The organism is Sideroxydans lithotrophicus ES-1 (genome assembly GCF_000025705.1).
Lineage (GTDB): Bacteria > Pseudomonadota > Gammaproteobacteria > Burkholderiales > Gallionellaceae > Sideroxyarcus > Sideroxyarcus lithotrophicus.
In genome coordinates this window covers 2,596,477-2,619,065 of the sequence record NC_013959.1, presented here as the reverse complement: position 1 = coordinate 2,619,065, position 22,589 = coordinate 2,596,477, and the positions used below count along the sequence as shown (strand labels likewise).

Genomic DNA, 22,589 nt, shown 5'->3' with positions numbered 1-22,589 from the left:
GAACACAGAGGTCACAGAGAAGATCGTGGCAGACCAACTGACAGAGCAGATAATTGCTGCGGCAATAGAGGTTCACAAAACACTCGGGCCGGGGCTGTTGGAGTCGATCTATGAAGAGGCGTTGTGTATCGAGTTGGAGCTGGCGGGGCTGCCTTTTCAAAGACAGTTGGCAGTCGATGTGATGTACAAAGGCCGCGCGATTCAAGGCCAGCGTCTTGATTTGCTGATTGCAAAAGAAGTTGTTGTGGAAATCAAATCCCTGCGAACGTTGCCGGAAGTGGCAACGGCCCAAGTGCTCTCATATCTGAAAGCGACGGGTTTGAAGCGAGGGTTATTACTGAATTTTGGAGAAAAGCAGATGGTCGGCGGAGTGAAGCGAATTTCTCTGTGATCTCTGTGTACTCTGTGGCTAATTGGATTTTGACTTTGAGGTTCCCATGCTAGACATACAAACATTACGCAACGATCTGGCTGGAGTGGCTGCACGCCTGGCGACCCGCGGCTACACGTTGGACACGGCGAAGTTCGAGCAGCTGGAGGCCGAGCGCAAGACCATCCAGACGCGCACGCAGGAGCTGCAAGCCAAGCGCAATGCGAGTTCCAAGCTGATCGGCCAGGCCAAGGCCAAAGGTGAAGACACCACGGCAATCATGGCCGAGGTCGGCGCGCTGGGCGAGGAACTGAAGAGGTACGAAGCAGTATTGCCGCAACTGCTGCAGGAGATGGATGCGTTCTTGGCAGAAATTCCGAACGTGCCGCATGCGACCGTGCCGGAGGGAAAGTCCGAGGCCAATAACCTCGAGGTGCGGAAGGTCGGCGAGATCCCTAAGTTCGCCTTTGAAGTAAAAGATCACGTGAGCATCGGCGAAGGATTGGGAGGACTGGATTTCGAGACGGCCACCAAGATCGCCGGCGCGCGCTTCTCCTTGCTGAAAGGGCCGCTGGCCAGACTGCACCGTGCACTCGCCCAATTCATGCTGGATACGCATACCGAGCAACACGGCTATACCGAGACCTATGTACCCTACTTGGTGAACGCCGATTCGATGCGAGGAACTGGCCAATTGCCGAAATTTGAGGCCGATTTATTTCGAGTGACTGCGAGACCATCTGCAAATCGACTGACTGCACTGATTCATCCTGAAGCTACTCAGTTTGAAGAAGTTGGGGATTTCTACCTCATTCCCACCGCCGAAGTCCCTGTCACCAACATGGTGCGCGACGAGATCGTGCCGCTGGAAAAACTGCCGCTGAAGTTCGTGGCGCACACGCCGTGCTTCCGCAGCGAAGCCGGTTCATACGGCCGCGACACGCGCGGCATGATCCGCCAGCACCAGTTCGACAAAGTGGAACTGGTGCAGATCGTCCACCCCGAAAAATCCTATGAAGCGCTGGAAGGTCTGCTCGGCCACGCCGAGACCATCCTCAAGCTGCTCGGCCTGCCGTATCGCGTGGTCAAGCTGTGCACCGGCGACATGGGCTTCTCAGCCGCCACCACCTACGACATCGAAGTGTGGCTGCCGGCGCAGAACACTTACCGCGAGATATCGTCCTGCTCCAACTTCGAGGCGTTCCAGGCACGGCGCATGCAGGCGCGCTTCCGCAATGCGGCGGGTAAGCCGGAGCTGGTGCATACCCTCAATGGCTCCGGCCTCGCGGTCGGCCGCACGCTGGTCGCCATCCTTGAGAATTATCAGCAGGCCGATGGCAGCGTGAAGGTGCCGGAAGCGCTGCGTCCGTACATGGGCGGGCTGACCTCAATCAACGCCAGCTGATCCGGCGGCGCGGCTGCGGTCGCGCCGAGGTCCGTTGGCCACCGTTCGATCCATCCACCTGCACAGGGGCAGAGCATGAGCGACAACAGCAGTCATCCGCCGATCCTCAAACTGCGCAACATCCGCCGCCGCTTCAAGCTGGGCGAGACCACCATCGATGCATTGAACAGCATCTCGCTCGACATACATGCCGGCGAGTTTCTCGCCGTGTGGGGACCGTCCGGCAGCGGCAAATCCACCCTGATGAACATCATCGGCCTGATCGATGCGCCGACCGAAGGCGAGGTGCATTTCGACGAGCAGGATACGCGCGTGCTGGATGACGACGCGCTCACCGAGTTTCGCAGCCAGAAACTCGGTTTTGTGTTCCAGAACTTCAATCTGGTGCCGGTGCTCTCCGCGCTGGAGAACGTGATGCTGCCGTTGCAGATACAGGGTGTGGCCGAACACGAGGCGCGCGAACGTGCTACTGCCGCGCTGGTGGATGTGGGACTGGAACGGTTCAGGGATTCCGTGCCGGACAAGTTGTCCGGCGGCCAGCGCCAGCGCGTGGCCATCGCCCGCGCGCTGGTGGTCAATCCCAGATTGGTCATCGCCGACGAGCCGACGGCGAACCTGGATTCCGAGAACAGCCGCATGGTGGTGGAACTGATGCGCGAGATGAACCGCGCGCGCAAGGTGACCTTCGTGTTCACCACGCACGACCAGCGCCTGCTGGACCACGTGGATCGCAAGATTCTGCTAAGAGACGGCAACATCGTCAGCGACGAGGTGACGGCATGAAGAACATGTTCAAGCTCGCCCTGCGCGGCCTCTTGCGCAACCGCCGCCGCTCGATGGTGACGCTGCTTGCCATCGCGTTCGGTTTCTCCGCCATCGCGCTGTTCGCGGGTTACACCCACAACGTCTACGACGGTCTCGGTCGCCAGTCCATACACGGCGAGATGCTGGGCCACCTGACGCTGTACAAGAAGGGCATGCGCCAGGAAGGCAAGCTCGATCCGGAGCGCTATCTGCTTACCGCGCAGGAAGTTGCCGATATCACCAGGCTGGTGCAGGAGGAGCCGCACGTCAGGCTGGTCGCGCCGCGATTGGGGATGAGCGGGCTGATCAGCAATGGCCGCGCCAGTACCATTTTCATCGCCGAGGGCATCGAGCCGGAAGCGGTGGTGAAGCTGCGCGAGGGCTCGCTGACCGAGGCCGAACGCAAGAGCGGCATGTTCGACAACATGAAGATGCGCCTCGACAAGGATCGGCCCGAGGTGGTCAGCCTGAGCGAGGGGCTGGCCGAGATGTTGCACCTCAAGGAAGGCGAGGTCGCGCAGGTGCTGGTGAACACGCTGAGCGGTCAGGCCAATGCGGCAGATGTCACGCTGGGCAAGTCCTTCAACACCGGCAATGCGGGCAGCAACGACAAGTTCGCCTTCGTCTCGCTGGCGCTGGCGCGCAACCTGCTCGATGCGGCGGGGCGCGCGCAGCGCCTGACCATCCTGCTCGACGATGTGAACCAGACCGCGGCGATGCGCGACCGCTTGCAGGCGAAGCTGAAAGCGGCGGGCTTCGATGTCGAGATACTGACCTGGCAGGAACTGTCGGATTTCTACAATCAGGTGCACGGCATGTTCGACATGATCTTCGGCTTCATCTTCTCCATCGTGCTCACCGTGGTCATCATGAGCGTGGCGAATTCCATGGGCATGACCGTGGTCGAGCGCACGCGCGAGATCGGCACGCTGCGCGCCATCGGCCTCAAGCGCAGCGGCGTGATACGGCTGTTCACCCTGGAGTCGATGCTGCTGACGTTGTTCGGCTGCATCACCGGGCTGCTGATCTCGCTGCTGGTGCGCTGGGGCGTCAATGCGGCGAACATCTCCTACATCCCGCCCAACAGCGCAAGCCCTGTGCCGCTACTGGTAGACCTGGATGTCGGGCGCACCATCTTCACCTTTGTGCTGATGGGCGTGGTGGGTACGCTGGCGGCATACATGCCCGCGCGCCGTGCGGCGAAGAAGGACATCATCGATGCACTGGGTCATGTATGAACTAAGGACAAAAGCAATTCAAGCCACAGAGATCACAGAGCACACAGAGAAAGTCGTTCATCTCGCCGGATATCTCTGTGAACTCTGTGTTCTCTGTGGCAATCAGGTCTTTTAAGGATTTACTATGAGAGCGAAATTTCAGGCAGGTATGTTTGGTTTGCTGCTACTGAGCGGTGCGGCATTCGCTGCACCCGATGCACACACCATCCTGACGAGATCCGACCAGGCGCGCGGCGGCGGTCTGCCCGGCATCGAATGGGAGATCAAATTGCTGTCGCGCGACGGCGACCGCAGCGACGAGCCGCAGCGCATCCTGGTCAAGGCAGTGGACGATTCCAGCGTGGCGGAAACCGAGGAGCCGGTACGCTTCAGGGGATCGAAGATCCTGCAGGTAGAGCGCAACATGTGGATGACGCGCCCGGGCCTGTCCAAGCCCATTCCCATCTCGCCGCGCCAGCGCATGAGCGGGCAGGCGTCGAACGGTGACATCGCCGCGACCAACTATGCGGGCGATTACGATGCGGAGATGAGCGGAACCGAGACGGTGGAAGGCGAGCCGTGTTACGTGCTGGATCTCACCGCGAAACACAAACGCACCACTTACGACAAGATCCGCTACTGGGTATCGGTCAAGCGCGTGGTCGGCGTCAAGGCGGAGTTCTATTCGGTGAGCGGCAAACTGCTCAAGACGGCGCTGTTCGAATACGGCAACACCTTCGAGCATGACGGCAAGCGCATCCCGTTCATCAGCAAGATGACCATACGCGATGCGCTGGTCGATGCCGAGACCACGATGACGTTCGGTACGGTAACCGTGAAGAAGATCAGGCCGTCCGAATTCGATCTGGGGCAGATGCAATAATGTTCATCGGGCACTTCGGCGTCGGCTTCGGCGCAAAATCCGTCGCTCCCAAAGTTTCGCTGGGGACCTTGTTCCTGGCGGCACAGTTCCTTGACCTGCTCTGGCCGACCCTGTTGCTGCTCGGTCTGGAACAGGTCCGTATCGTGCCGGGTGCGACAGCAGTGACGCCCTTGCTGTTCGTGCATTACCCCATTTCGCACAGCCTGCTGGCGGTGCTGGGTTGGGCCGTGCTGATCGGCGGGTTGCACTTCTGGTTGAAGCGCGAGACGAAAAACGCGCTGGTCCTTGGCGCGCTGGTGGTCAGCCACTGGCTGCTCGACGTAATCGTGCATCAGCCCGACCTGTCTCTGTATCCGGGGAGTGCCATGCGTCTCGGGCTGGATGTATGGTCGTCGCTGCCACTCACTCTGCTGGTGGAAGGTTCCTTGTTTGCTGCCGGCGTGTGGCTGTATGCGCGATTCACGACGGCTGCCGATGCGAGCGGGCGCTGGGGATTTCGCGGGCTTGTCGCTTTCCTCGTGCTTATCTATGCCGGCAACCTGTTCGGTGCGCCGCCTCCCGGCGCCCAAGCCATCGCGTGGGTGGGGCAGGCGCAGTGGCTGTTGGTGCTGTGGGGATACTGGGTAGATGGGCATCGTCATGCGGTCGTGCGTTAAGCTTCTGTGGTTCATCTCGCTCATTTCCGCCGCGACATGCGCCTCCGCAGACGACGCTGATTGGCGCACCTCGTGGGACGGGACGCTCTACGGTTACGCCAACAGCACCGTGTTGCGCGACGACAGCGTGCTGAACCCCTACAACCGGATCGCACAGTTGCCGCAGCGCAGCGATACCGCGGAACTGCGCCTCAACCTCAAGGCCGAGAACGATACGGTGCGTGTGACTGCACGTCCCATCGGGTTGGTGCGCGAGACGGGCAACGCCTTCGCTACGCAGCAGCATGGCGAGGGCTATTTCAGCCTGTGGCAGGTGCGCGTGCGCGCGGCGGAAGGATGGAACGTCGCAGCCGGGCGCGATGTGCTGAACTGGGGCGCGGGGCAGTTCCGCTCGCCGTCCAGCCCGTTCTATTTCGACAACGGGCGCACCGATCCCATGCGCGAGCTGGTCGGCATGGATGTGGTGAAACTTTCCTGGACGCCGGACATGCAGAACGGCATGACGCTGGCGCGGGTGGTGCGATCCGGTTATGGCGCGGTGCAGCCGGATGCCTGGCGCGACAGCTGGCTGGGCAAGATCGACCGGCGCGAGGACGCGCTCGCCTGGGGACTGGTTGCGGTCAAGGCGCCACATCTGGGTGCCTTCTATGGCGCGCACGGGCAGTACACTGCCACTGACGCCTTGATGCTGTACGGGGAGTTCGGTTCTTCGGTGTTGCCGGTGGCGTTGGGGTCGCCTGCCGATGCGACGCAGCCCTATGCCGTGCAATCGCCATCTTCGCGTGCCAGTGCGCTGCTGCTCGGTTCCTCCTACACCTTCGAGAACGGCACGTCGCTGAACACCGAATATCTGCATGATGGCCACGGCTACACTGCAGCGGAGGAGCGCGCCTATTTCGAGCGCGCCATCACGCAATTCGGCTTGCCGCTGGGCCTGATGCCGCGCCTGCTCGGGCGCGACTATCTGCATGTGGTGTGGCAGGCGAACATGATGAGCGAGACCGGTTACTGGCGGCTGATGTATACGCGCAACTTCACCGACAACGGCAACGAACTGGCGGCCTATGGCGAGACGACGATCACCCCGCACCTCAGCGTTTACGGATTGGCGGTACAGCCAGTCGGCAATGCGCGCCAGGAATTCTCGGCGCTGTACACGCGCAGCATCACTGTCGGGCTGAAGATCGCCCTGCCGTGAAATCATGGAGATCGATATGGGCAAAAAGACAGCAGTCATCACGGGTGCTTCCAGCGGCATCGGAATGGAGCTGGCGCGATTGTTCGCGGCAGACGGATACGATCTGATCGTAGCGGCACGCAGGGCAGAACGCCTGCAGGAATTGGCCGAGGAACTTGGCGGGTCGCATGGTACGACGATGCATATCATCCAGATGGACATCGCCCAACCTTATGCAGGCAAGACGCTATGGCAGGCGATCAGCGATATCACGCCCGACATCGACGTGCTGGTCAACAATGCGGGCGTTGGCGATGCCGGCGATTTCGCCGGAGAACTGCCCGAAGTCGTCGAGCGCATGATCCATCTGAACATCTCCACGCTGACTGCACTGACGCGCTATGCGTTGCCCGGCATGATCGAAAGAAAGTGCGGCAAGATACTCAACGTCGCTTCGCTGGCCGGATTCCAGCCGGGCGGCCCCGGCATGGCGGTGTACTACGCAAGCAAGAGCTATGTGCTGTCTTTCTCGCGCGCTATCCGCCGCGAATTGCGTGGAACCGGCGTGAGTGTGACGGCGCTATGCCCGGGTCCGACAAGCACCGGGTTCGAGCAGACCGCGAGGGCACAGCACACACTGCTGTTCCATTGGACAAGGCCGATGGCGGCGAGCGTGGTGGCTCGCAAGGGATATCGGGGGATGCAGCGGGGCAGCGGGGTAGTGGTACCGGGACTGCTGAACAAGCTCCTGGCGATCAGCCCCGGCTTTGCGCCGTCGCTCATCGCACTGGAGATCAACCGTTTTCTGCTGTCGGAGCGACGCTAAGGCAGTTTGATCAGGCCGTCCAGGATGCCGTGCTTCATGATCGGCGGCAACTGATACAACGAGTCCTGCGCATCCAGTCGTCTCAGCATGTCGCTGTACAGGCGCACAGTCTCGACCAGGATTACGGCTTCCCCTCCGCGCGCCTTGCCGCGTTTGGCCTTTTTGTAGAAAGACGGGCGCGAGAGCAACGGCAGCATGCGCTTGACGTCCGACCATACATCCGGATCCAGTCCGGATTGGCTGGCCAGGATGCGCGCATCCTCCAGATGGCCCATGCCCTGGTTGTAGGCCGCAAGCGCCATCCATAGCCGGTCATCCTCGTTCATGCGCAGCGGCAATTGTTCCTTGAGCAGTTGCAGATAACGTGCCCCGGCCAGGATGCTGGAATGCGCATCGAGGCGATTCTCCACATTCATGCGGTCGGCGGTCTCCTCGGTCAGCATCATCATGCCGCGTACATTGGTGTACGACGTGGCATTGGGGTCCCAGTGCGATTCCTGGTAGGAAAGTGCGGCCAGCGTCTGCCAGTCGATGCCGGTGAGGTCTGCCGCCTCCTCGAACCAGCGCCGGTAATGCGGCAACAGGGTGCGCGTCTGGGTGATGAAGGCTTCCGCATTTATTGCATTCAACCGTTCGTTGTAACCGTAATAGCGGTCGATCAGGCGGCGCAAGGTGCCATCCTGCTTGATCTGGGTGAAGAACGCTTGCGCTTCGTCATACAGTTTGGTATCGCCGTTGGCGGGGAAGGCCCAGGACAGCTCGGATGGGGAGTCGAGATCGAGCGCATTGCCCAACTCCGGATAGAAGTTGCGCGCAGTGGCAAGCTGTTCCTCGTTCGCGACCGTGCAGTCCAGCTTGCCGTCAGCAACTTCTTCCAGCAATTCGACAGGCGAGGTGTCTCTGCGCGATTTCCAGGAAAGCTTGTCATGCTCGCGCTGAACCTCGCGCAGGGCGGTCTCCTGGGAAGATCCGGCGGCCACGACCAGTTTTCGCCCGGCAAGATTGTCGATGTCGTCCGGCGTGGCGCCGTGACAGATCACGAGTTCATCGAGCGACTGGTAGGTCTTGCTGAAGCGCAAGGCATAATCTGACGTTTCCCGCACTCCGGTTGCCAGATGTGCCTTGTGGGTCATCAGGGCGGGCAGTTTTTGATCTATCGGCAGCGCAATGGTCTTCAGTTTCACCTGCAGTTGCTGGGCGAACTGCTCGGCCAGCTCGGTCTGGAAGGCGTTTTCGGTCTCCATCTCGACGGGCGGCACGATGACCACCAGCTCGCCCTGGCGCCAATCCGGCAGGGGGTCGACGGCAGTGGTCTTGATCCAGAGCCAGGCGCACAGCGCGAAGACGACCGCGAGTTGAAGAGGAAGCAAGTTGCGCATGGGTAACATTCTGCCCGAAATTCATATGTTGCTGGTAAAATGCGCGCCCTTCGGAGAGGTGGCAGAGTGGTTGACAACACGGCTGCGTAGTGGACGTGTTGCGGTGAAGGCTAACCTGCTTGCAGGTTAAGCCGCGTAGCGGCGGCCGTAGCCAATGTACCTGGTCAGGTACTTTTCGGAGAGTAGCGGGCTATATCGTGGTATCAGCAGTAAAGAGTCACGGAGAGGTGGCAGAGTGGTTGAATGTACCTGACTCGAAATCAGGCGTAGGCGAATAACCTACCGAGGGTTCGAATCCCTCCCTCTCCGCCAATTTAAAAAACCGCCCACGAGGGCGGTTTTTGATTTGTTGAAATGGACGCGAGGGCGTTGTCTTTCAGATCCGGCCAGAGACATGGTTCGCGGATTTCGTCAGGCGATCAAGATGCCTGAAGGATCAATCGCCAAGTATGACCCTGCCGTGGCAGGCCGAGCAGTTAGAGCGACTTCTCACCTCGGGATTGGTCCACTCCTTTTTGTTGATCACGCGATGATCGTGTATGAACCATGGCGTATCGCTGATGCGCAAGGTGGATGAACTGTAGCGCTCGCCGCTGCCCGCATTGCGTTCCAGAAAATCGAGTATCTTCTTGTTGTCGCGCGCATCGAGTTCCGCATTGGCGCCGAAGTGTTTGTCCAGGCTGGACATCAGGCGTCGCCAATTGTCCGCCGACAGCAGTCGCGGAGGATAGGCGTCATGGCAGCTGCCGCATTCCTGTTTCCATTTCGCATCGCTGGGGGTCGATAGCCTGCTGGGGTCCGCGTATGCCAGGTTCATTCCAAACGCCAGCAACAATATTGCACCTGCCCGCTTCATGCTTTGTCTCCTTGAATGACCAATCGAATAAAGCCTGTTTCCCGGCAACATTGCAGCCGGGCCTCGGTGAACCTGAATATCAGCCGCGCAGTGTAGCCAATAATGCCCGGCAGTTGCCGAAGAGTTGCAATAATATTTTGTGCGGGCAGCGCAAATGCCACCACTATGGGGTACGTACCGCAGCCCCATGCCTGGCCTGCGCGCCAATAGCGGTGCCGCTGCGTGCGCAGGCAACCGCGATGTTCATTGGGCCAATTTCTTCGGGGAGCAGCGTTTCTGCAGTGGTAAAATCCCGCCGGGATTTTTATCACGAGCGTCATGCAACCCTCCTTCGTCCACCTTCGTCTGCATAGCGAATATTCCATCGCCGACGGCATCGTGCGCATCGGCGAAGCGGTCAGCGCGGCCAAGGCGGATGCCATGCCGGCGTTGGCGCTCACCGACCTGTCCAATGTGTTCGGACTGGTCAAGTTCTACAAGGAGGCGCGCGGGGCCGGCATCAAGCCCATTGTCGGTTGCGACGTGTATGTCAGCAACGATGCCGTGCGCGACCAGCCTTTCCGCCTGCTGCTGTTGTGCCAATCCCACGCGGGTTATCTGCGCCTGTGCGGTCTGCTGACGCGGGCCTATCTGGAGAACCAGTACCGCGGCCGGCCCGAGATCCGCACAGAATGGCTGCGCGACGGCACGGATGGCCTGATCGCCTTGTCCGGTGCACATCTCGGCGAGGTGGGCATGACATTGCTGAACGGCAATGCGAGCAGTGCCGAAGTCGTGGCGCTGGGATACGCCGACCTGTTCCCGCAACGTTTTTATCTTGAAGTGCAGCGCTTCGGCGCAGCGCGCGAGGAACAGCATCTGCGCGATACGGTAAAGCTGGCGTCGAAACTGGCGTTGCCGGTGGTCGCCACACATCCGGTGCAGTTCCTGACGATCGACGATTTCAAGGCGCACGAAGCGCGGGTCTGCATTGCAGAGGGCTATGTACTCAACGACAAACGCAGGCAGCGCCAGTTCACTGCGCAGCAATATTTCAAGACGCAGGCCGAGATGGCGGCACTGTTCGCCGATCTGCCGGAAGCGCTGCAGAACAGCGTGGAGATCGCCAAGCGCTGCAATATCTCGCTGAAGCTGGGCAAGCCGCACCTGCCGGATTTCCCCACCCCCAACGGAGAATCGCTGGACGATTTCCTGCGCAGCGAATCGCAGCGCGGCCTCGAACAGCGCATGCTGCAGCTCTATCCGGACGAAACGGTGCGCGCAGCGAAGATGGCGGAATATCAGGCGCGGCTGGATTTCGAGGTCAACACCATCATCAACATGAAGTTCCCCGGCTACTTCCTGATCGTGGCCGACTTCATCCGCTGGGCGAAATCCTTCCGCGATGCGAGATTCCCCAACGGCGTGCCGGTGGGACCGGGGCGCGGTTCCGGCGCCGGTTCGCTGGTGGCGTATTCGCTCGGCATCACCGACCTCGATCCGCTGCGCTACGAACTGCTGTTCGAGCGTTTCCTCAATCCCGAACGCGTCTCCATGCCCGACTTCGACGTCGACTTTTGCCAGGACGGGCGCGAACTGGTGATCCAGTACGTGCGGCATCATTACGGCGAGGCGTGTGTGTCGCAGATCGCCACCTTCGGCACCATGGCGTCCAAGGGCGTGATCCGCGACGTCGGCCGCGTGCTGGATTTCCCATACGGTCTGTGCGACAGGCTTTCCAAGCTGGTGCCGGTGGAAGGCGTGAAGCCGGTGTCGCTGAGGAAGGCGCGCGAGATGGAGCCGGAATTCAATGCCGTCATCGCCAGCGAAGAAGGCGTGGAAGAGCTGATGGAGCTGGGCGAACGGCTGGAGGATCTGACGCGCAACGTCGGCATGCATGCGGGCGGCGTGTTGATCGCACCGGGCAAGCTGACCGACTTTTGCCCGCTGTATTGCGCCGAAGGCAGCGAGAGCACGGTGAGCCAGTACGACAAGGATGACGTGGAAGCGGTCGGTCTGGTCAAGTTCGACTTCCTTGGTCTGCGCACGCTGACCATCATCGATTGGGCGGTGCGGTACATTCAGGATTTAGGAACTGGGATTTCGGATTTAGGTAGTAGCAACGCCGGAGCTGGCGGGGATGCTAAATCCCAAATCCAAAATCCCAAATCCTTCTCGATAGAGAACATCCCGCTCGACGACAAGGCGACCTACGACAGGATATTCAGGACCGCCAATACCACCGCAGTGTTCCAGTTCGAATCGCGCGGCATGAAGGACACGCTGGTCAAGGCGCAGCCCGATTGCATCGACGACCTGATCGCGCTGAATGCGCTTTACCGACCGGGTCCGATGGATTTCATTCCCGATTACATCAACCGCAAGCACAAGCGCGAGCAGGTGATCCTGCCGCATCCTTTGCTGGAGAAAGTGGTCGGCAATACCTACGGCATCATGGTGTACCAGGAGCAGGTGATGCAGTCGGCGCAGGTGGTGGCCGGGTACACGCTGGGCGGCGCCGACATGCTGCGCCGCGCGATGGGCAAGAAGAAGGCCGAGGAGATGGCGGAGCAGCGCAGTATCTTCGTGGCCGGAGCGGCGAAGAACGGCATCGAGGAGAAGAAGGCGAACGAGATCTTCGACACGATGGAGAAGTTCGCGGGATACGGTTTCAACAAGTCGCACGCGGCGGCTTACTCGCTGGTCGCATATCAGACCGCGTATCTGAAGTGCCACTATCCTGCCGCGTTCATGGCTTCGACCATGACCTCGGAAATGGTCAACACCGACAAAGTCAGTTTCTTCTATCAGGATGCCGTGCAGCAGGGCTTGAAAATACTGGCGCCGGATATCAACTCCTCGTGCTTCCGTTTCCAGCCAGTGGACGAAAAGACCATCGCCTACGGCCTCGGTGCGGTGAAGGGTACCGGCGAAGCGGCGGTGGAGAACATCGTGGCGGCGCGTGCTGCGGGGCCGTTCAGGGATCTGTTCGATTTCTGCCATCGTGTGGACAAACGCATCGTCAACCGTCGCGCTATCGAGGCGCTGATCCGCGCCGGTGCATTCGACAGCATCAGCGATCATCGCTATCAATTGCTGGCGTCGCTGGATGCCGCCCTCGGCAGCGCCGAGCAGAAGGCGCGCGCAGCCAACCAGAACAGCCTGTTCGGCGATGACGAAGCCCATGCCATGCCGGTACAGATGGCGGACGTGCCGCGCTGGAAGATGCGCGAGCAGCTGGCGCAGGAAAAGACCGCGCTGGGTTTTTACCTGAGCGGGCATCCGTACCAGGAATTCGCTGCCGAGTTGTCGAACTTCGTCAAACACAGATTGGCCGATATCACACCGGATATCGTCACGCCAGCAGGCGGCAACAGCGGCTACGGCGGCGGGCGCCGCAACAATGCGAAATCGATCGTGCTCGCGGGGATGGTCAGTGGCGTGCGCGTGCTGCAGACGCGGCGCGGCAAGATGGCGGTGGTGACGCTGGACGATGGCAGCGCCGCGCTGGAAGTGGTGGTGTTCAGCGAACTGTTCGACAGCAACCGCACCTGGATACGCGACGACGAGTTGTTGGTGGTGAGCGGCAAGGCGGAACTGGATGCCTACTCGGGCAGCATGCGCGTTACCGCGGATGAGCTTTACGACTTCGCCTCGGCACGTGCCGCGTACGCCAAGCGGCTGGACATCTGCTGCTCCATAGACGACAAGGTGCGCGTGCCGCAACTGGCGGAGCTGCTCAAGCCCTATTGCGGCGGGCAGTGCCCGGTGCAGATCAATTACCGCAACCTGATCGGCAGCGTTCCGCTGTCTCTTGGCGAGGCGTGGCAAGTCACGCTGCCGGACGAACTGCTGGAAGGATTGCGAGCCATGTGCGGGGAGCGGAACGTGCGGGTCATCTACGCATAACCCATATTTTTACTCTGCTACTTTGCGGCATCCTCAATAGTGTGTGCTACCGTACAGACTGTATCGGGCCTGTCTTGCTAGTCTTGCTACCTGACGGGTTTTAAGGGAGCCCGCGTTTTTTCCATCGACACAGATCGTGCGTATGGGCTCTCGACAGAGGTTTTAGGTGGTCATCTGAAACGATTCTTCGGCGAGTGCCGTAGCGCGAGTCAGACAATAGACAGGGACACTAATGCCGCATCGTCATAACCCGGAGCAAAATCGCCTGCTGGCGGCGCTACATCCGCACGAACTTCAAGAACTGCTCCCACATCTTCAAGTCGTCCACCTCAAGGCGGGTGAGCAACTTGCCGAGTCGGGGGAGCGTCTTAGCCATGTGTACTTCCCCATCGATAGTGCCATCTCGCTGTTCTACCGGCTGGAGAACGGAGGATCGGCCGGGGTCGCCGTGATCGGCAATGAAGGTATGTTCAGCGTGGCCCAGGTGCTGGGCGGTGCAGGGATACCCTACTGGGCGACGGTAGAGACATCCGGTCATGTCTTTCAGGTTGCTGCAGACAGGCTGTGCGAGATGAGCAAAAATTTGACGACTTTGTGCGATATTTTGCTGCTGTATGCACAGGCTTCGCTGACGCAGATCGCGCAAACGGTAGTCTGCGAAAAGCACCATTCGTTGCGGCAGCAACTGTGCCAGCATCTGTTGCTGATCAACGACAAGTCGCTATCCGACGATTTCCGCCTGACGCACGAGGCCATCGCCAACATGCTGGGCGTGCGCAGAGAGAGCATCACCGAGGAAGCCGGAGAATTGCGCGAGCAAGGGTTGATCGATTACAACCGGGGGCATGTCAAGGTTTTGAATCGTGCCGGGCTGGAGAAGCAATGCTGCGAGTGCTACAGCGTAGTGAGAGATGAGTTCACACGACTGTTGGGAAATGAGCGATGACGCGACCCCTGCATCCTGGGGTGACAGTTGGCAGAACGGGCAGCAACAATGACCAATAAGCAATATCCCCTGACCGACATCGCCACGCGTGCCGTCACCTGCCTTGCGGTCGATTCCACCATCGGCGAGGCTGCGCTCATCATGGCGCAGCGCCGTTTCTCCTCCATCGTGATCATCGACGAAGCCGGGCACCCGGTCGGCATCGTCACCGAACGCAACATCCTGCATGCGATGCGAGCTTCTTCACCTCCTGACACGCAGTTGCGTACCAGCATGTCCGCACCCGTCGTCGTCGTTCCCGGAAAGATGGATTGCCTGGAGGCTTATCAGATCTGCATGCGCGAAGGTATCCGCCATCTGGTGCTGGTGGATGATGATGGAGTGGTTGCGGGAGTGGTCAGCGAAACGGATTTCCGTCTGCACCTGAATCTGACTGTGCTGGCCGGGCGCAGGCAGGTCATGACTGTGGCGCAGCGCTCTGTCACCAGCCTGCCACCGCATAGCAGCCTGATGCAGGCGCTCAACCTGATGCAGGCACAACGCGAGAGCTGCGTGGTGGTGGTCGAAGACGAAAGGCCCATCGGCATCGTCACCGAAAGGGATGTGGTGCGTTTCTATTCGCGCGAGCCGGCACAGGTCGGCGTTCATCTCGCGGAAGTGATGACATCGCCGGTGTTGACCATCCGCAGCGATGCCACGATCAATGAGGCGGCGGAGCTGATGCTTGCAAGAAAAGTGCGCCATCTGGTGTTGGTCGATAGTGCGGGGCGGATGGCCGGGCTGGTGAGCGAGCACGATCTGACCCAGACCATGGCATCGGGGCTGATGGAAGAGAAATTCGAAGTGGACGAGCTGTTCCTGCGAACCTTCATCGACACCATCCCGGACCTGGTCTGGCTGAAGGATGCGGATGGACTCTATCTCGCATGCAACCGGCGCTTCGAAGCCTTATATGGGGCCAGCGAGAAAGACATCATCGGCAAGACCGATTACGATTTCGTGCGCCGGGAACAAGCAGATGCCTTCCGCAAGCATGACCTCAAGGCGATGGCGGAAGACCAGTCGAGTGCCAACGAAGAGTGGCTCGAATTTGCCGATGGCTCCCGCGGTTTGTTCGAGACCATCAAGACACCGATGCGCGACAATCAGGGGCAGCTGATCGGGGTGCTGGGCGTGGCGCGCGACATCACGCGCAGAAAGCAGACCTCGCAGTTGCTGGAAGACTACCGCAGCCGTCTGGAGGGACTGGTCGCGGAAGAGTCCACCAAGTTCCGTGCGCTGGTCGAGCAGTCGCTGGTCGGGATCTACATCATCCAGGACGGGTTCTTCCGCTATGCCAATCCCGGATTGCTGGATATGTTCGGTTTCGATTCGGCTGAAGAACTTGTCGATGTGGTCCCGGCCATCCAGCTTGTCAAGACGGAGGACAAGCCGCTGGTCGAGGAGAACATCCGGCGCCGGCTCGAAGGAGAGGCGGACGCGACTCGTTACAGCTTCACCGCCTACAAACGCGACGGCTCGATGATCGTTGTCGACGCGCACGGGCGCCGGATCGAATATCAGGGACGCCCGGCTATCATCGGAACGCTGGTGGACATCTCCGAGATGCGGCGCAGCAAGGAAGAACTGATGCGTCTGGTGGAGGAGAAGTCGGCCAGGTTGCGCCAGAACGAGGAGATGCTGCGCACGTTGATCGAGGCGATCCCCGACCCGATCCAGTTCAAGGACGGCGCAGGACGCTGGCTGGAATCCAACCAGTCGGCACGGCAGGCATTCGGCCTCGGGGAGGTGGACTGTGCAGGCAAGACCGATAGGGAGCTGGCCGAGATAGCCGATCCGCATTACAGGGATGCGCTACTGCATTGCCATGAGACCGACGAAGAAGCCTGGCGCAAGGATGGCATCTCGCGCGTGGAGGAGATCATTCCGTTGCCGGACGGCGGCGAGATGACTTTCGATGTCATCAAGAAGCCGCTGTTCCACGAGGAAGGCAGGCGCAAGGGGTTGGTCATCATCGGGCGCGACATCACCGAATTGAAACAGGCAGAGGCAGGATTGCGCATTACTGCCAGTGTGTTCGACAACAGCCAGGAAGCCATTGTCATCACCGACGCGGACAACATCATTGTCAACGTCAATCCCGCCTTCACGCAGATCACAGGCTATAGCCGCGCGGAAGTGCTGGGCAGGAATCCGGGACTCCTGAGCTCAGGTCATCAGGACAAGGCGTTCTATGCCGCGATGTGGGCGTCGCTGAAGCGGGAGGGGGCTTGGCGCGGCGAGATATGGAATCGGCGCAAGAGCGGCGAGATATATGCTGAACTGCTGTCGATCTCGGTGATCTGCGACGATGCCGGCAACGTACAGCGGCATGTGGCAGTGTTCTCGGATATTACCTATTTCAAGGAACATGAGGCAGAGCTGAGCCATGTCGCCAATCACGATGCGCTGACCGGCATTCCCAACCGGCGCCTGCTGTCCGATCGCCTGGGGCAGGCCATCGCGCATGCGCAGCGCAGCGGCAAGACACTGGCCATCTGCTACATCGACCTCGACGGCTTCAAGGACGTCAATGACCGATACGGACATGAGACCGGCGACATGTTGCTGGTGGACATCACCCGCCGTTTGCAGGATGTCTTGCGCGCGGGCGATACCCTGGCGCGTCTGGGCGGGGACGAGTTCGTGGTGTTGTTCAACGACTTGTCGCAGGAACTCGAATGCATCCAGGTGCTGGAACGCATCGTGCAGACCATCGCCATGCCGGTATGGTTCGAGGAGCGATCGATCGCCGTATCAGCCAGCGTCGGTGTAACTTGCTACCCTGCCGACGATGAAGAGGGCGATACCTTGCTGCGCCATGCCGATCAGGCCATGTATGTCGCCAAGAAGGCAGGCAAGAACCGTTTCCACCTCTACGATGCGAATCTGTGACCCGTGGAGCGCGTCTCTGTGGGAGCGATCATCCCGATGGGCTACCCCGTTGGGGTGGATGGACCAAAACCGCGATTCGTTCCTTGAACATCTTTCCGGCGCAGGAGTAGAATCGCCAGCCTGCAAGATGCACATACAATCGAGGGGTGTATAAGTAACACCAGATGGACGCCGTTGGAATATTGCCGCTAGATGTGGTTGGCTGGTTAGTCCAGTTCTGGATCGTGCTCGGCGTGGCAGGTCTGGTTCTGCAACGCGCTCCGCAGTTGATCAATAACGTCGTCTTCCCGCTCAGTGCGCTGACATCGCTGCTGTTGGCTGCCACAGGCCTGTGGGCGCTGGATGCGGCTCCCAACATCATGGTGTTGCCGCTCGGGTTGCCCGAGCTGCCTTTCCATCTTCGGCTCGACCCGCTGTCCGCGTTCTTCCTGATCCTGCTCGGTGGTGCATCGCTGGGTGTGTCGCTGTTCAGCGCGGGCTATTTCAAAACCATGGCTGGCGGCACGCTCGGACTGCTGTGCCTGGAATATCACCTGTTCCTCGTCGGCATGACGCTGGTGCTGTTGGCGAATGACGCCTACATGTTCATGGTGGCGTGGGAGACCATGGCGCTGTCTTCCTATTTTCTGGTCACCACGGATCACAACGTTCCGGATATTCGCCGGGCCGGTTTTCTCTACCTGCTGATCGCGCACGTCGGTGCCATCGCGATCCTGCTTTGCTTCGGCGTGATGCAGGGCGGGCATGGCATCGGCGCTTACACGTTCGACGCGATGCGCGGTGCCGGGCTGACCCCGTTCTGGTCTTCGGCGGCGTTCCTGCTGGCCTTGTTCGGCTTTGGTGCAAAGGCCGGTGTGCTGCCGTTGCATGTGTGGCTGCCCGAGGCGCATCCCGCTGCGCCTTCGCCGGTGTCGGCGCTGATGAGCGGGGTGATGCTGAAGACGGCGATCTACGGCATCCTGCGCGTGACCTTCGATCTGCTGGGCACACAGCTCTGGTGGTGGGGTGTGCTGGCATTGGCGCTGGGTCTGATCACCGCGGTATTCGGTGTGATGTTCGCCGCCGTGCAGGGCGACATGAAACGGCTGCTGGCCTATTCCTCGATCGAGAACATCGGCCTGCTGCTGGTGGGTATCGGCTTGACCATCATCTTTCACGTCTATGGCAAGAATGCACTTGCCGCACTGTCGCTCACCGCGACTCTGTATCACAGCCTGAACCACGCCTTCTTCAAGAGCCTGCTGTTCGTCGGCACCGGTGCCATCCTGCATGCGACGGGCGAGCGCAACATGGGGCGCCTGGGCGGACTGATCCATCACATGCCGTGGGCGGCGGTGCTGATGCTGGTCGGCGTGCTGGCGATCTCCGGCTTGCCGCCGCTCAACGGCTTCGTGTCGGAGTGGCTGCTGCTGCAGGCGTTCCTGCTGTCGCCTGGCTTGCCGAACAGCTACATCAACATGCTGGTGCCGGTGGCCGCCGCGGTGATCGCGCTGGCCGCCGCGCTGGCCGCCTATGTGATGGTCAAATTCTACGGTGTGATCTTCCTCGGCCAGCCGCGCGAGAAGGTGCTGGATCACGCGCACGATGCCGGCAGATGGGAACGCATCGGCATGGCCTGGCTGGTGTTCGGCTGCGTTGCGCTGGGGCTGGCGCCGGTGTTCGTGGTGCATCAGATCGATTTCGTCTCGCACGCGCTGCTCGGCTCCGGCCTGGGGAATGCGGCCGCAAACTGGGTGTTCCTGGCACCGGTGGATACCGCGCGTGCCAGCTATAGCCCGCTGTATTTCCTGCTGGCGGTGCTCGGCGTGATGCTGCTCGCCTCGGTGCTGGTGCGGCGTCTGTACCATGGCCGCTTGCGCCGCGGAGCAGCGTGGGATTGCGGTTTTCCGGCGCAGAATGCGCGTATGCAGGATACCGCAGAAGGTTTCGGCCAACCGATCCGCCGCATCTTCGAACCGTTCTTCAAGATCGAGCGGGAAGTGCCGAGTCCCTTCGACACCCATCCGCGCTATCACGGGCAAAGCGACGACCGCCTGTGGTACCTGCTGTACCTGCCGATCAAATCCCTGGCCGAGAAGCTTTCTTCCTGGTCGTCGGTGCTGCAGCACGGGCGTATCCATCTGTACCTGACCTACACCTTCGTCACCCTGGTCGTGTTGCTGGTGTTCGTGTGATGGAAAACTACGAACTCATCTTCGCGATTCTGTTCCAGCTGGCGCAACTGCTGCTGGTGGTATTGCTCGCCCCGTTGCTGACCGGCTGGGTCAACCAGTGCCAGGCCTGGTTGCAGAACCGTTCCGGCGCGGGCGTGCTGCAACCCTATCGCGTGTTGCGCAAACTGTTCAACAAGGATGCAGTGATGGCGCATAACGCCTCGCCGCTGTTCCGCGTCACCCCTTACATCGTGTTCGGCTGCATGTGGCTGGCTGCTGCCATCATCCCGATCATCGCGGTGGATCTGCCATTCTCGCAGGCTGCCGATGTGATCGCGCTGGTCGGCGTGTTCGCTGTGGCGCGCGTGTTCCTGGCACTCGCGGCGATGGACATCGGCACTGCGTTCGGTTCGCTTGGTGCCAGGCGCGAGATGCTGGTGTCCTTCCTGGCTGAACCTGCCCTGCTGATGGTGTTCTTCACCGCGTCGATGATCAGCCATTCCACCCAGCTGCCGCGCATCGTCGAAGCCCTGGCGCACCACCATTTCATGCTGTACCCGAGCCTGGCCTTTGCCGCGCTGGCCTTCGTGATCGTGCTGCTGGCAGAGAATGCGCGCATCCCGGTGGATAATCCCAGCACACACCTGGAACTGACGATGATCCACGAGGCGATGATCCTCGAGTATTCGGCGCGCCATCTGGCATTGATCGAATGGGCCAGCAGTTTGAAACTGTTCGCCTACATCTCCATCGGCATCGCGCTGTTCCTGCCGCATGGCATCGCCGAGGTGGGCAACTGGGGCGGCCTGACGCTGGCCATCGTGGCGCTGCTGCTGAAGATGATGCTGGCCGGGGCGGCGCTAGCCGTGCTGGAGATCGTGTCGGCCAAGGTGCGCATCTTCCGCGCGCCGGAGTTTTTGGGCACCGCGTTCCTGCTGGCAGTGCTGGGCCTGCTGATCCATTTCCTGCTGGGGGCCTGATGCAGATCCCGCTCAATCTCCAGTTGATCAACCTGCTGGCCGCGCTGCTGCTGCTGATCGCTTTCGCGATGCTGTCGCAGCGGCGCATCCTCTCGCTGATCAATCTGTTCGCGCTGCAGGGTTTCGTGCTGGCGCTGAGCACTTTCGTGGTCGCCTATTCCACGGCGCAACACCATTTGTATTATTCCGCCGGACTGACGCTGCTGTTGAAGGTACTGGTGCTTCCCTGGTTGCTGCACCGTCTGATACGCAAACTGAACGTGCGCTGGGATGTCGAGACGCTGATCAACATCCCCGCGACCATGCTGGTGGGGATCGCGCTAGTGATCTTCGCGTTCAACCTGGCCGCGCCGATCGCGCAACTGGCCGAAGGCCTCACGCGCGGCCTGGTCGGCATCGCGCTGGCCTGCGTGCTGCTGTCGCTGCTGATGATGCTGACGCGGCGCAAGGCGGTCACCCAGGTGGTCGCTTTCCTGTCGCTGGAGAACGGCCTGTTCTTCGCCGCGACCAGCGCCACGCAGGGCATGCCGCTGGTGGTGGAGCTGGGCATCGCGCTGGACGTGCTGGTGGCCACCTTCATCTTCGGCATCTTCTTCTTCCAGATCCGCGAGACCTTCGACAGCCTGGACATCACCCACATGGAGAAGCTGAAGGATGATTGACCTGCAACTCATGGCGCTGTTGCTCACCCCGCTGCTGGGCGGCGGGCTGCTGGCCGTGTTCGGCTCGCGCAGCTGGGCGGCGGAACTCAACTCGCTGATGAGCTTTCTTACCTTCGCCGCATCGATGGTATTGACCATGCGCGTGATCGAATCGGGCCCGCAGGTCGCCTTCGGCGAAGAATTCTTCATCGACCAGTTCAACGTGTTCCTGGTCGCGCTGACCGCCTTTGTCGCCTTCACCACCTCGCTGTTCTCGCGCCCCTACATGCGCATCGAACAGCACCACGGCAAGTTGACGATCGGCATGCTGCACCTGTACTACAGCATGTACCAGCTGTTCACCGTTGCCATGCTGGTGGCGTTGACCACCAACAACGTGGGCATCGTCTGGGTGGCGATGGAAGCGGCGACGCTGACCACGGTGCTGCTGGTATCGTTGTACCGCACCCCGGCCAGCCTGGAAGCGGCGTGGAAATATTTCATCCTGTGCGGTGTGGGCATCGCGCTGGCGCTGTTCGGCACCATCCTGCTGTACTTCGCCGCCGAGCGCGTGCTGGGCGAGGGCGGCAACGCGCTGCTGTGGACGCACCTGAACGAGGTCAAGGGCAGTCTGGAACCGACCGTGCTCAAGCTCGCCTTCATCTTCCTGCTGGTGGGTTACGGCACCAAGGTCGGCCTGGTGCCGTTGCACAGCTGGCTGCCGGACGCGCATGCCGAAGGTCCGACGCCGGTCTCTGCCGTATTGTCCGGGCTGCTGCTCAACGTCGCGCTGTGCGCGGTGGTGCGCAGCAAGGTGCTGGTCGACGGTTCGCTGGGGACGCACTTCGCGGGCAACCTGATGATGGGTTTCGGCCTGCTCTCGGTGGTGGTGGCAGCGTTCTCGCTGTTCCGCCAGAAGGACATCAAGCGCATGTTCGCCTATTCCTCCATCGAACACATGGGCCTGATCACCTTCGCCTTCGGCATGGGTGGTCCGGTGGCGACCTTCGCCGGCCTGCTGCACATGACCGTGCATTCGCTGACCAAATCGGCGATCTTCTTTGCGGTCGGCCATGCGGCGCAAAAGACCGGCACGCAAGTGATGGAGAACATCCGCGGACTGCTGCAGGTCAGCCCGACGGTGGGCTGGGGTCTGGCGCTGGGCACCTTCGCCATCCTCGGCATGCCGCCGTTCGGCGTGTTCGCCAGCGAGTTCCTGATCATCACCACCGCCATGCACGAATATCCATGGACCACTCCCATCCTGCTGATCGCGCTGGGTATCGCCTTTGCCGCCATCTTCGGCAAGATACAACCCATCGTGTTCGGCGAGACCACCGCGAAACCGCTGCCGCATCCGCCCGCGCTGATCCCGGTGTTCGCCCATTTGCTGCTGGTGCTGATGCTCGGCCTGTATATGCCGCCTTATCTAGCCGACTGGTATCGCCAGGCGGCGGCTTTGTTAGGATAACGC

General features: G+C 60.8%; 18 protein-coding genes and 1 tRNA gene. 16 read left to right on the top strand and 3 right to left on the bottom strand.

The window, feature by feature from the left end; translation table 11 throughout:
* Positions 1-25 precede the first annotated feature (25 nt).
* The 8 genes from SLIT_RS12875 to SLIT_RS12840 all read left to right on the top strand — a co-directional run bounded on the left by SLIT_RS12875 (position 26) and on the right by SLIT_RS12840 (position 7,338).
* Entirely contained in the window at positions 26-391 is a 366-nt protein-coding gene (locus tag SLIT_RS12875; RefSeq protein WP_013030700.1) for a GxxExxY protein, read from the top strand.
* Between the two features lie 46 nt (positions 392-437).
* Positions 438-1,775 carry a serine--tRNA ligase gene (serS, locus tag SLIT_RS12870; RefSeq protein WP_013030699.1) on the top strand — a complete coding sequence of 446 codons (1,338 nt, stop codon included), beginning with the start codon at positions 438-440 and terminating at the stop codon, positions 1,773-1,775.
* Positions 1,776-1,850: 75 nt separating this feature from the next.
* The gene (locus SLIT_RS12865; protein WP_013030698.1) at positions 1,851-2,558 is read left to right on the top strand and encodes an ABC transporter ATP-binding protein; all 708 of its coding nucleotides are present in this window, start codon (positions 1,851-1,853) and stop codon (positions 2,556-2,558) included.
* A complete protein-coding gene (locus SLIT_RS12860; RefSeq protein ID WP_013030697.1) occupies positions 2,555-3,817 on the top strand; it encodes an ABC transporter permease in 1,263 nt (420 codons plus the stop codon). The genes SLIT_RS12865 and SLIT_RS12860 overlap by 4 nt, the downstream gene beginning before the upstream one ends.
* Before the next feature lie 124 nt (positions 3,818-3,941).
* Positions 3,942-4,679 (top strand): outer membrane lipoprotein-sorting protein, encoded by a 738-nt coding sequence (locus tag SLIT_RS12855; RefSeq protein ID WP_013030696.1) that lies wholly within the window; start codon positions 3,942-3,944, stop codon positions 4,677-4,679.
* A complete protein-coding gene (locus SLIT_RS12850) occupies positions 4,679-5,335 on the top strand; it encodes a metal-dependent hydrolase (RefSeq protein ID WP_013030695.1) in 657 nt (218 codons plus the stop codon). Before SLIT_RS12855 ends, SLIT_RS12850 begins: the two co-directional genes overlap by 1 nt.
* The gene (locus SLIT_RS12845; RefSeq protein WP_013030694.1) at positions 5,307-6,533 is read left to right on the top strand and encodes a hypothetical protein; all 1,227 of its coding nucleotides are present in this window, start codon (positions 5,307-5,309) and stop codon (positions 6,531-6,533) included. Before SLIT_RS12850 ends, SLIT_RS12845 begins: the two co-directional genes overlap by 29 nt.
* 16 nt (positions 6,534-6,549) lie before the next feature.
* Positions 6,550-7,338, top strand: coding sequence for an SDR family NAD(P)-dependent oxidoreductase (locus tag SLIT_RS12840; RefSeq protein ID WP_013030693.1), 789 nt, complete (start codon positions 6,550-6,552; stop codon positions 7,336-7,338).
* Here the strand turns inward: SLIT_RS12840 and mltF are convergent.
* Positions 7,335-8,717, bottom strand: a complete 1,383-nt coding sequence (mltF, locus tag SLIT_RS12835; protein ID WP_013030692.1) for a membrane-bound lytic murein transglycosylase MltF — start codon at positions 8,715-8,717, stop codon at positions 7,335-7,337. The two genes, SLIT_RS12840 and mltF, sit on opposite strands and share 4 nt — an antisense overlap.
* A gap of 221 nt (positions 8,718-8,938) precedes the next feature.
* Here mltF and SLIT_RS12830 point away from each other — a divergent pair.
* Positions 8,939-9,029, top strand: a tRNA-Ser gene (locus tag SLIT_RS12830).
* Positions 9,030-9,153: 124 nt separating this feature from the next.
* Here SLIT_RS12830 and SLIT_RS12825 read toward each other — a convergent pair.
* Both SLIT_RS12825 and SLIT_RS16135 read right to left on the bottom strand, forming a co-directional pair.
* Positions 9,154-9,573: a cytochrome c gene (locus SLIT_RS12825; protein WP_013030691.1), complete on the bottom strand. Its 420-nt coding sequence runs from the start codon at positions 9,571-9,573 to the stop codon at positions 9,154-9,156.
* The gene (locus tag SLIT_RS16135; protein ID WP_190272134.1) at positions 9,570-9,893 is read right to left on the bottom strand and encodes a hypothetical protein; all 324 of its coding nucleotides are present in this window, start codon (positions 9,891-9,893) and stop codon (positions 9,570-9,572) included. The genes SLIT_RS12825 and SLIT_RS16135 overlap by 4 nt, the downstream gene beginning before the upstream one ends.
* Here SLIT_RS16135 and dnaE point away from each other — a divergent pair.
* The 7 genes from dnaE to SLIT_RS12790 all read left to right on the top strand — a co-directional run bounded on the left by dnaE (position 9,892) and on the right by SLIT_RS12790 (position 22,586).
* Positions 9,892-13,461: a DNA polymerase III subunit alpha gene (gene dnaE, locus SLIT_RS12820; protein ID WP_013030690.1), complete on the top strand. Its 3,570-nt coding sequence runs from the start codon at positions 9,892-9,894 to the stop codon at positions 13,459-13,461. The genes SLIT_RS16135 and dnaE overlap by 2 nt on opposite strands.
* 232 nt (positions 13,462-13,693) lie before the next feature.
* Positions 13,694-14,407 carry a Crp/Fnr family transcriptional regulator gene (locus SLIT_RS12815; protein ID WP_013030689.1) on the top strand — a complete coding sequence of 238 codons (714 nt, stop codon included), beginning with the start codon at positions 13,694-13,696 and terminating at the stop codon, positions 14,405-14,407.
* A gap of 48 nt (positions 14,408-14,455) precedes the next feature.
* A complete protein-coding gene (locus tag SLIT_RS15390) occupies positions 14,456-17,341 on the top strand; it encodes a PAS domain S-box protein (RefSeq protein ID WP_013030688.1) in 2,886 nt (961 codons plus the stop codon).
* A 164-nt stretch (positions 17,342-17,505) separates the two neighbouring features.
* Positions 17,506-19,515: a hydrogenase 4 subunit B gene (gene hyfB, locus SLIT_RS12805; RefSeq protein ID WP_013030687.1), complete on the top strand. Its 2,010-nt coding sequence runs from the start codon at positions 17,506-17,508 to the stop codon at positions 19,513-19,515.
* Positions 19,515-20,474 (top strand): respiratory chain complex I subunit 1 family protein, encoded by a 960-nt coding sequence (locus tag SLIT_RS12800; protein ID WP_013030686.1) that lies wholly within the window; start codon positions 19,515-19,517, stop codon positions 20,472-20,474. The genes hyfB and SLIT_RS12800 overlap by 1 nt, the downstream gene beginning before the upstream one ends.
* Complete coding sequence (locus SLIT_RS12795; protein ID WP_013030685.1) at positions 20,474-21,136, top strand: formate hydrogenlyase; 663 nt, start codon at positions 20,474-20,476, stop codon at positions 21,134-21,136. The genes SLIT_RS12800 and SLIT_RS12795 overlap by 1 nt, the downstream gene beginning before the upstream one ends.
* Positions 21,129-22,586, top strand: a complete 1,458-nt coding sequence (locus SLIT_RS12790) for a hydrogenase 4 subunit F (RefSeq protein WP_013030684.1) — start codon at positions 21,129-21,131, stop codon at positions 22,584-22,586. Before SLIT_RS12795 ends, SLIT_RS12790 begins: the two co-directional genes overlap by 8 nt.
* The last annotated feature ends 3 nt before the right edge of the window (positions 22,587-22,589 follow it).

What these genes read in the sequence shown, in the direction of transcription:
- dnaE (WP_013030690.1), top strand. Translation starts at nt 9,892, where the DNA reads ATGCAACCCTCCTTCGTCCACCTTCGTCTGCATAGCGAATATTCCATC.
- SLIT_RS15390 (WP_013030688.1), top strand. Translation starts at nt 14,456, where the DNA reads ATGACCAATAAGCAATATCCCCTGACCGACATCGCCACGCGTGCCGTC.
- SLIT_RS12850 (WP_013030695.1), top strand. Translation starts at nt 4,679, where the DNA reads ATGTTCATCGGGCACTTCGGCGTCGGCTTCGGCGCAAAATCCGTCGCT.
- SLIT_RS12845 (WP_013030694.1), top strand. Translation starts at nt 5,307, where the DNA reads ATGGGCATCGTCATGCGGTCGTGCGTTAAGCTTCTGTGGTTCATCTCG.
- SLIT_RS12790 (WP_013030684.1), top strand. Translation starts at nt 21,129, where the DNA reads ATGATTGACCTGCAACTCATGGCGCTGTTGCTCACCCCGCTGCTGGGC.
- SLIT_RS12800 (WP_013030686.1), top strand. Translation starts at nt 19,515, where the DNA reads ATGGAAAACTACGAACTCATCTTCGCGATTCTGTTCCAGCTGGCGCAA.
- SLIT_RS12865 (WP_013030698.1), top strand. Translation starts at nt 1,851, where the DNA reads ATGAGCGACAACAGCAGTCATCCGCCGATCCTCAAACTGCGCAACATC.
- SLIT_RS12815 (WP_013030689.1), top strand. Translation starts at nt 13,694, where the DNA reads ATGCCGCATCGTCATAACCCGGAGCAAAATCGCCTGCTGGCGGCGCTA.
- serS (WP_013030699.1), top strand. Translation starts at nt 438, where the DNA reads ATGCTAGACATACAAACATTACGCAACGATCTGGCTGGAGTGGCTGCA.
- SLIT_RS12860 (WP_013030697.1), top strand. Translation starts at nt 2,555, where the DNA reads ATGAAGAACATGTTCAAGCTCGCCCTGCGCGGCCTCTTGCGCAACCGC.
- SLIT_RS12840 (WP_013030693.1), top strand. Translation starts at nt 6,550, where the DNA reads ATGGGCAAAAAGACAGCAGTCATCACGGGTGCTTCCAGCGGCATCGGA.
- SLIT_RS12855 (WP_013030696.1), top strand. Translation starts at nt 3,942, where the DNA reads ATGAGAGCGAAATTTCAGGCAGGTATGTTTGGTTTGCTGCTACTGAGC.
- SLIT_RS16135 (WP_190272134.1), bottom strand. Translation starts at nt 9,893, where the DNA reads ATGACGCTCGTGATAAAAATCCCGGCGGGATTTTACCACTGCAGAAAC.
- SLIT_RS12825 (WP_013030691.1), bottom strand. Translation starts at nt 9,573, where the DNA reads ATGAAGCGGGCAGGTGCAATATTGTTGCTGGCGTTTGGAATGAACCTG.
- hyfB (WP_013030687.1), top strand. Translation starts at nt 17,506, where the DNA reads ATGGACGCCGTTGGAATATTGCCGCTAGATGTGGTTGGCTGGTTAGTC.
- mltF (WP_013030692.1), bottom strand. Translation starts at nt 8,717, where the DNA reads ATGCGCAACTTGCTTCCTCTTCAACTCGCGGTCGTCTTCGCGCTGTGC.
- SLIT_RS12795 (WP_013030685.1), top strand. Translation starts at nt 20,474, where the DNA reads ATGCAGATCCCGCTCAATCTCCAGTTGATCAACCTGCTGGCCGCGCTG.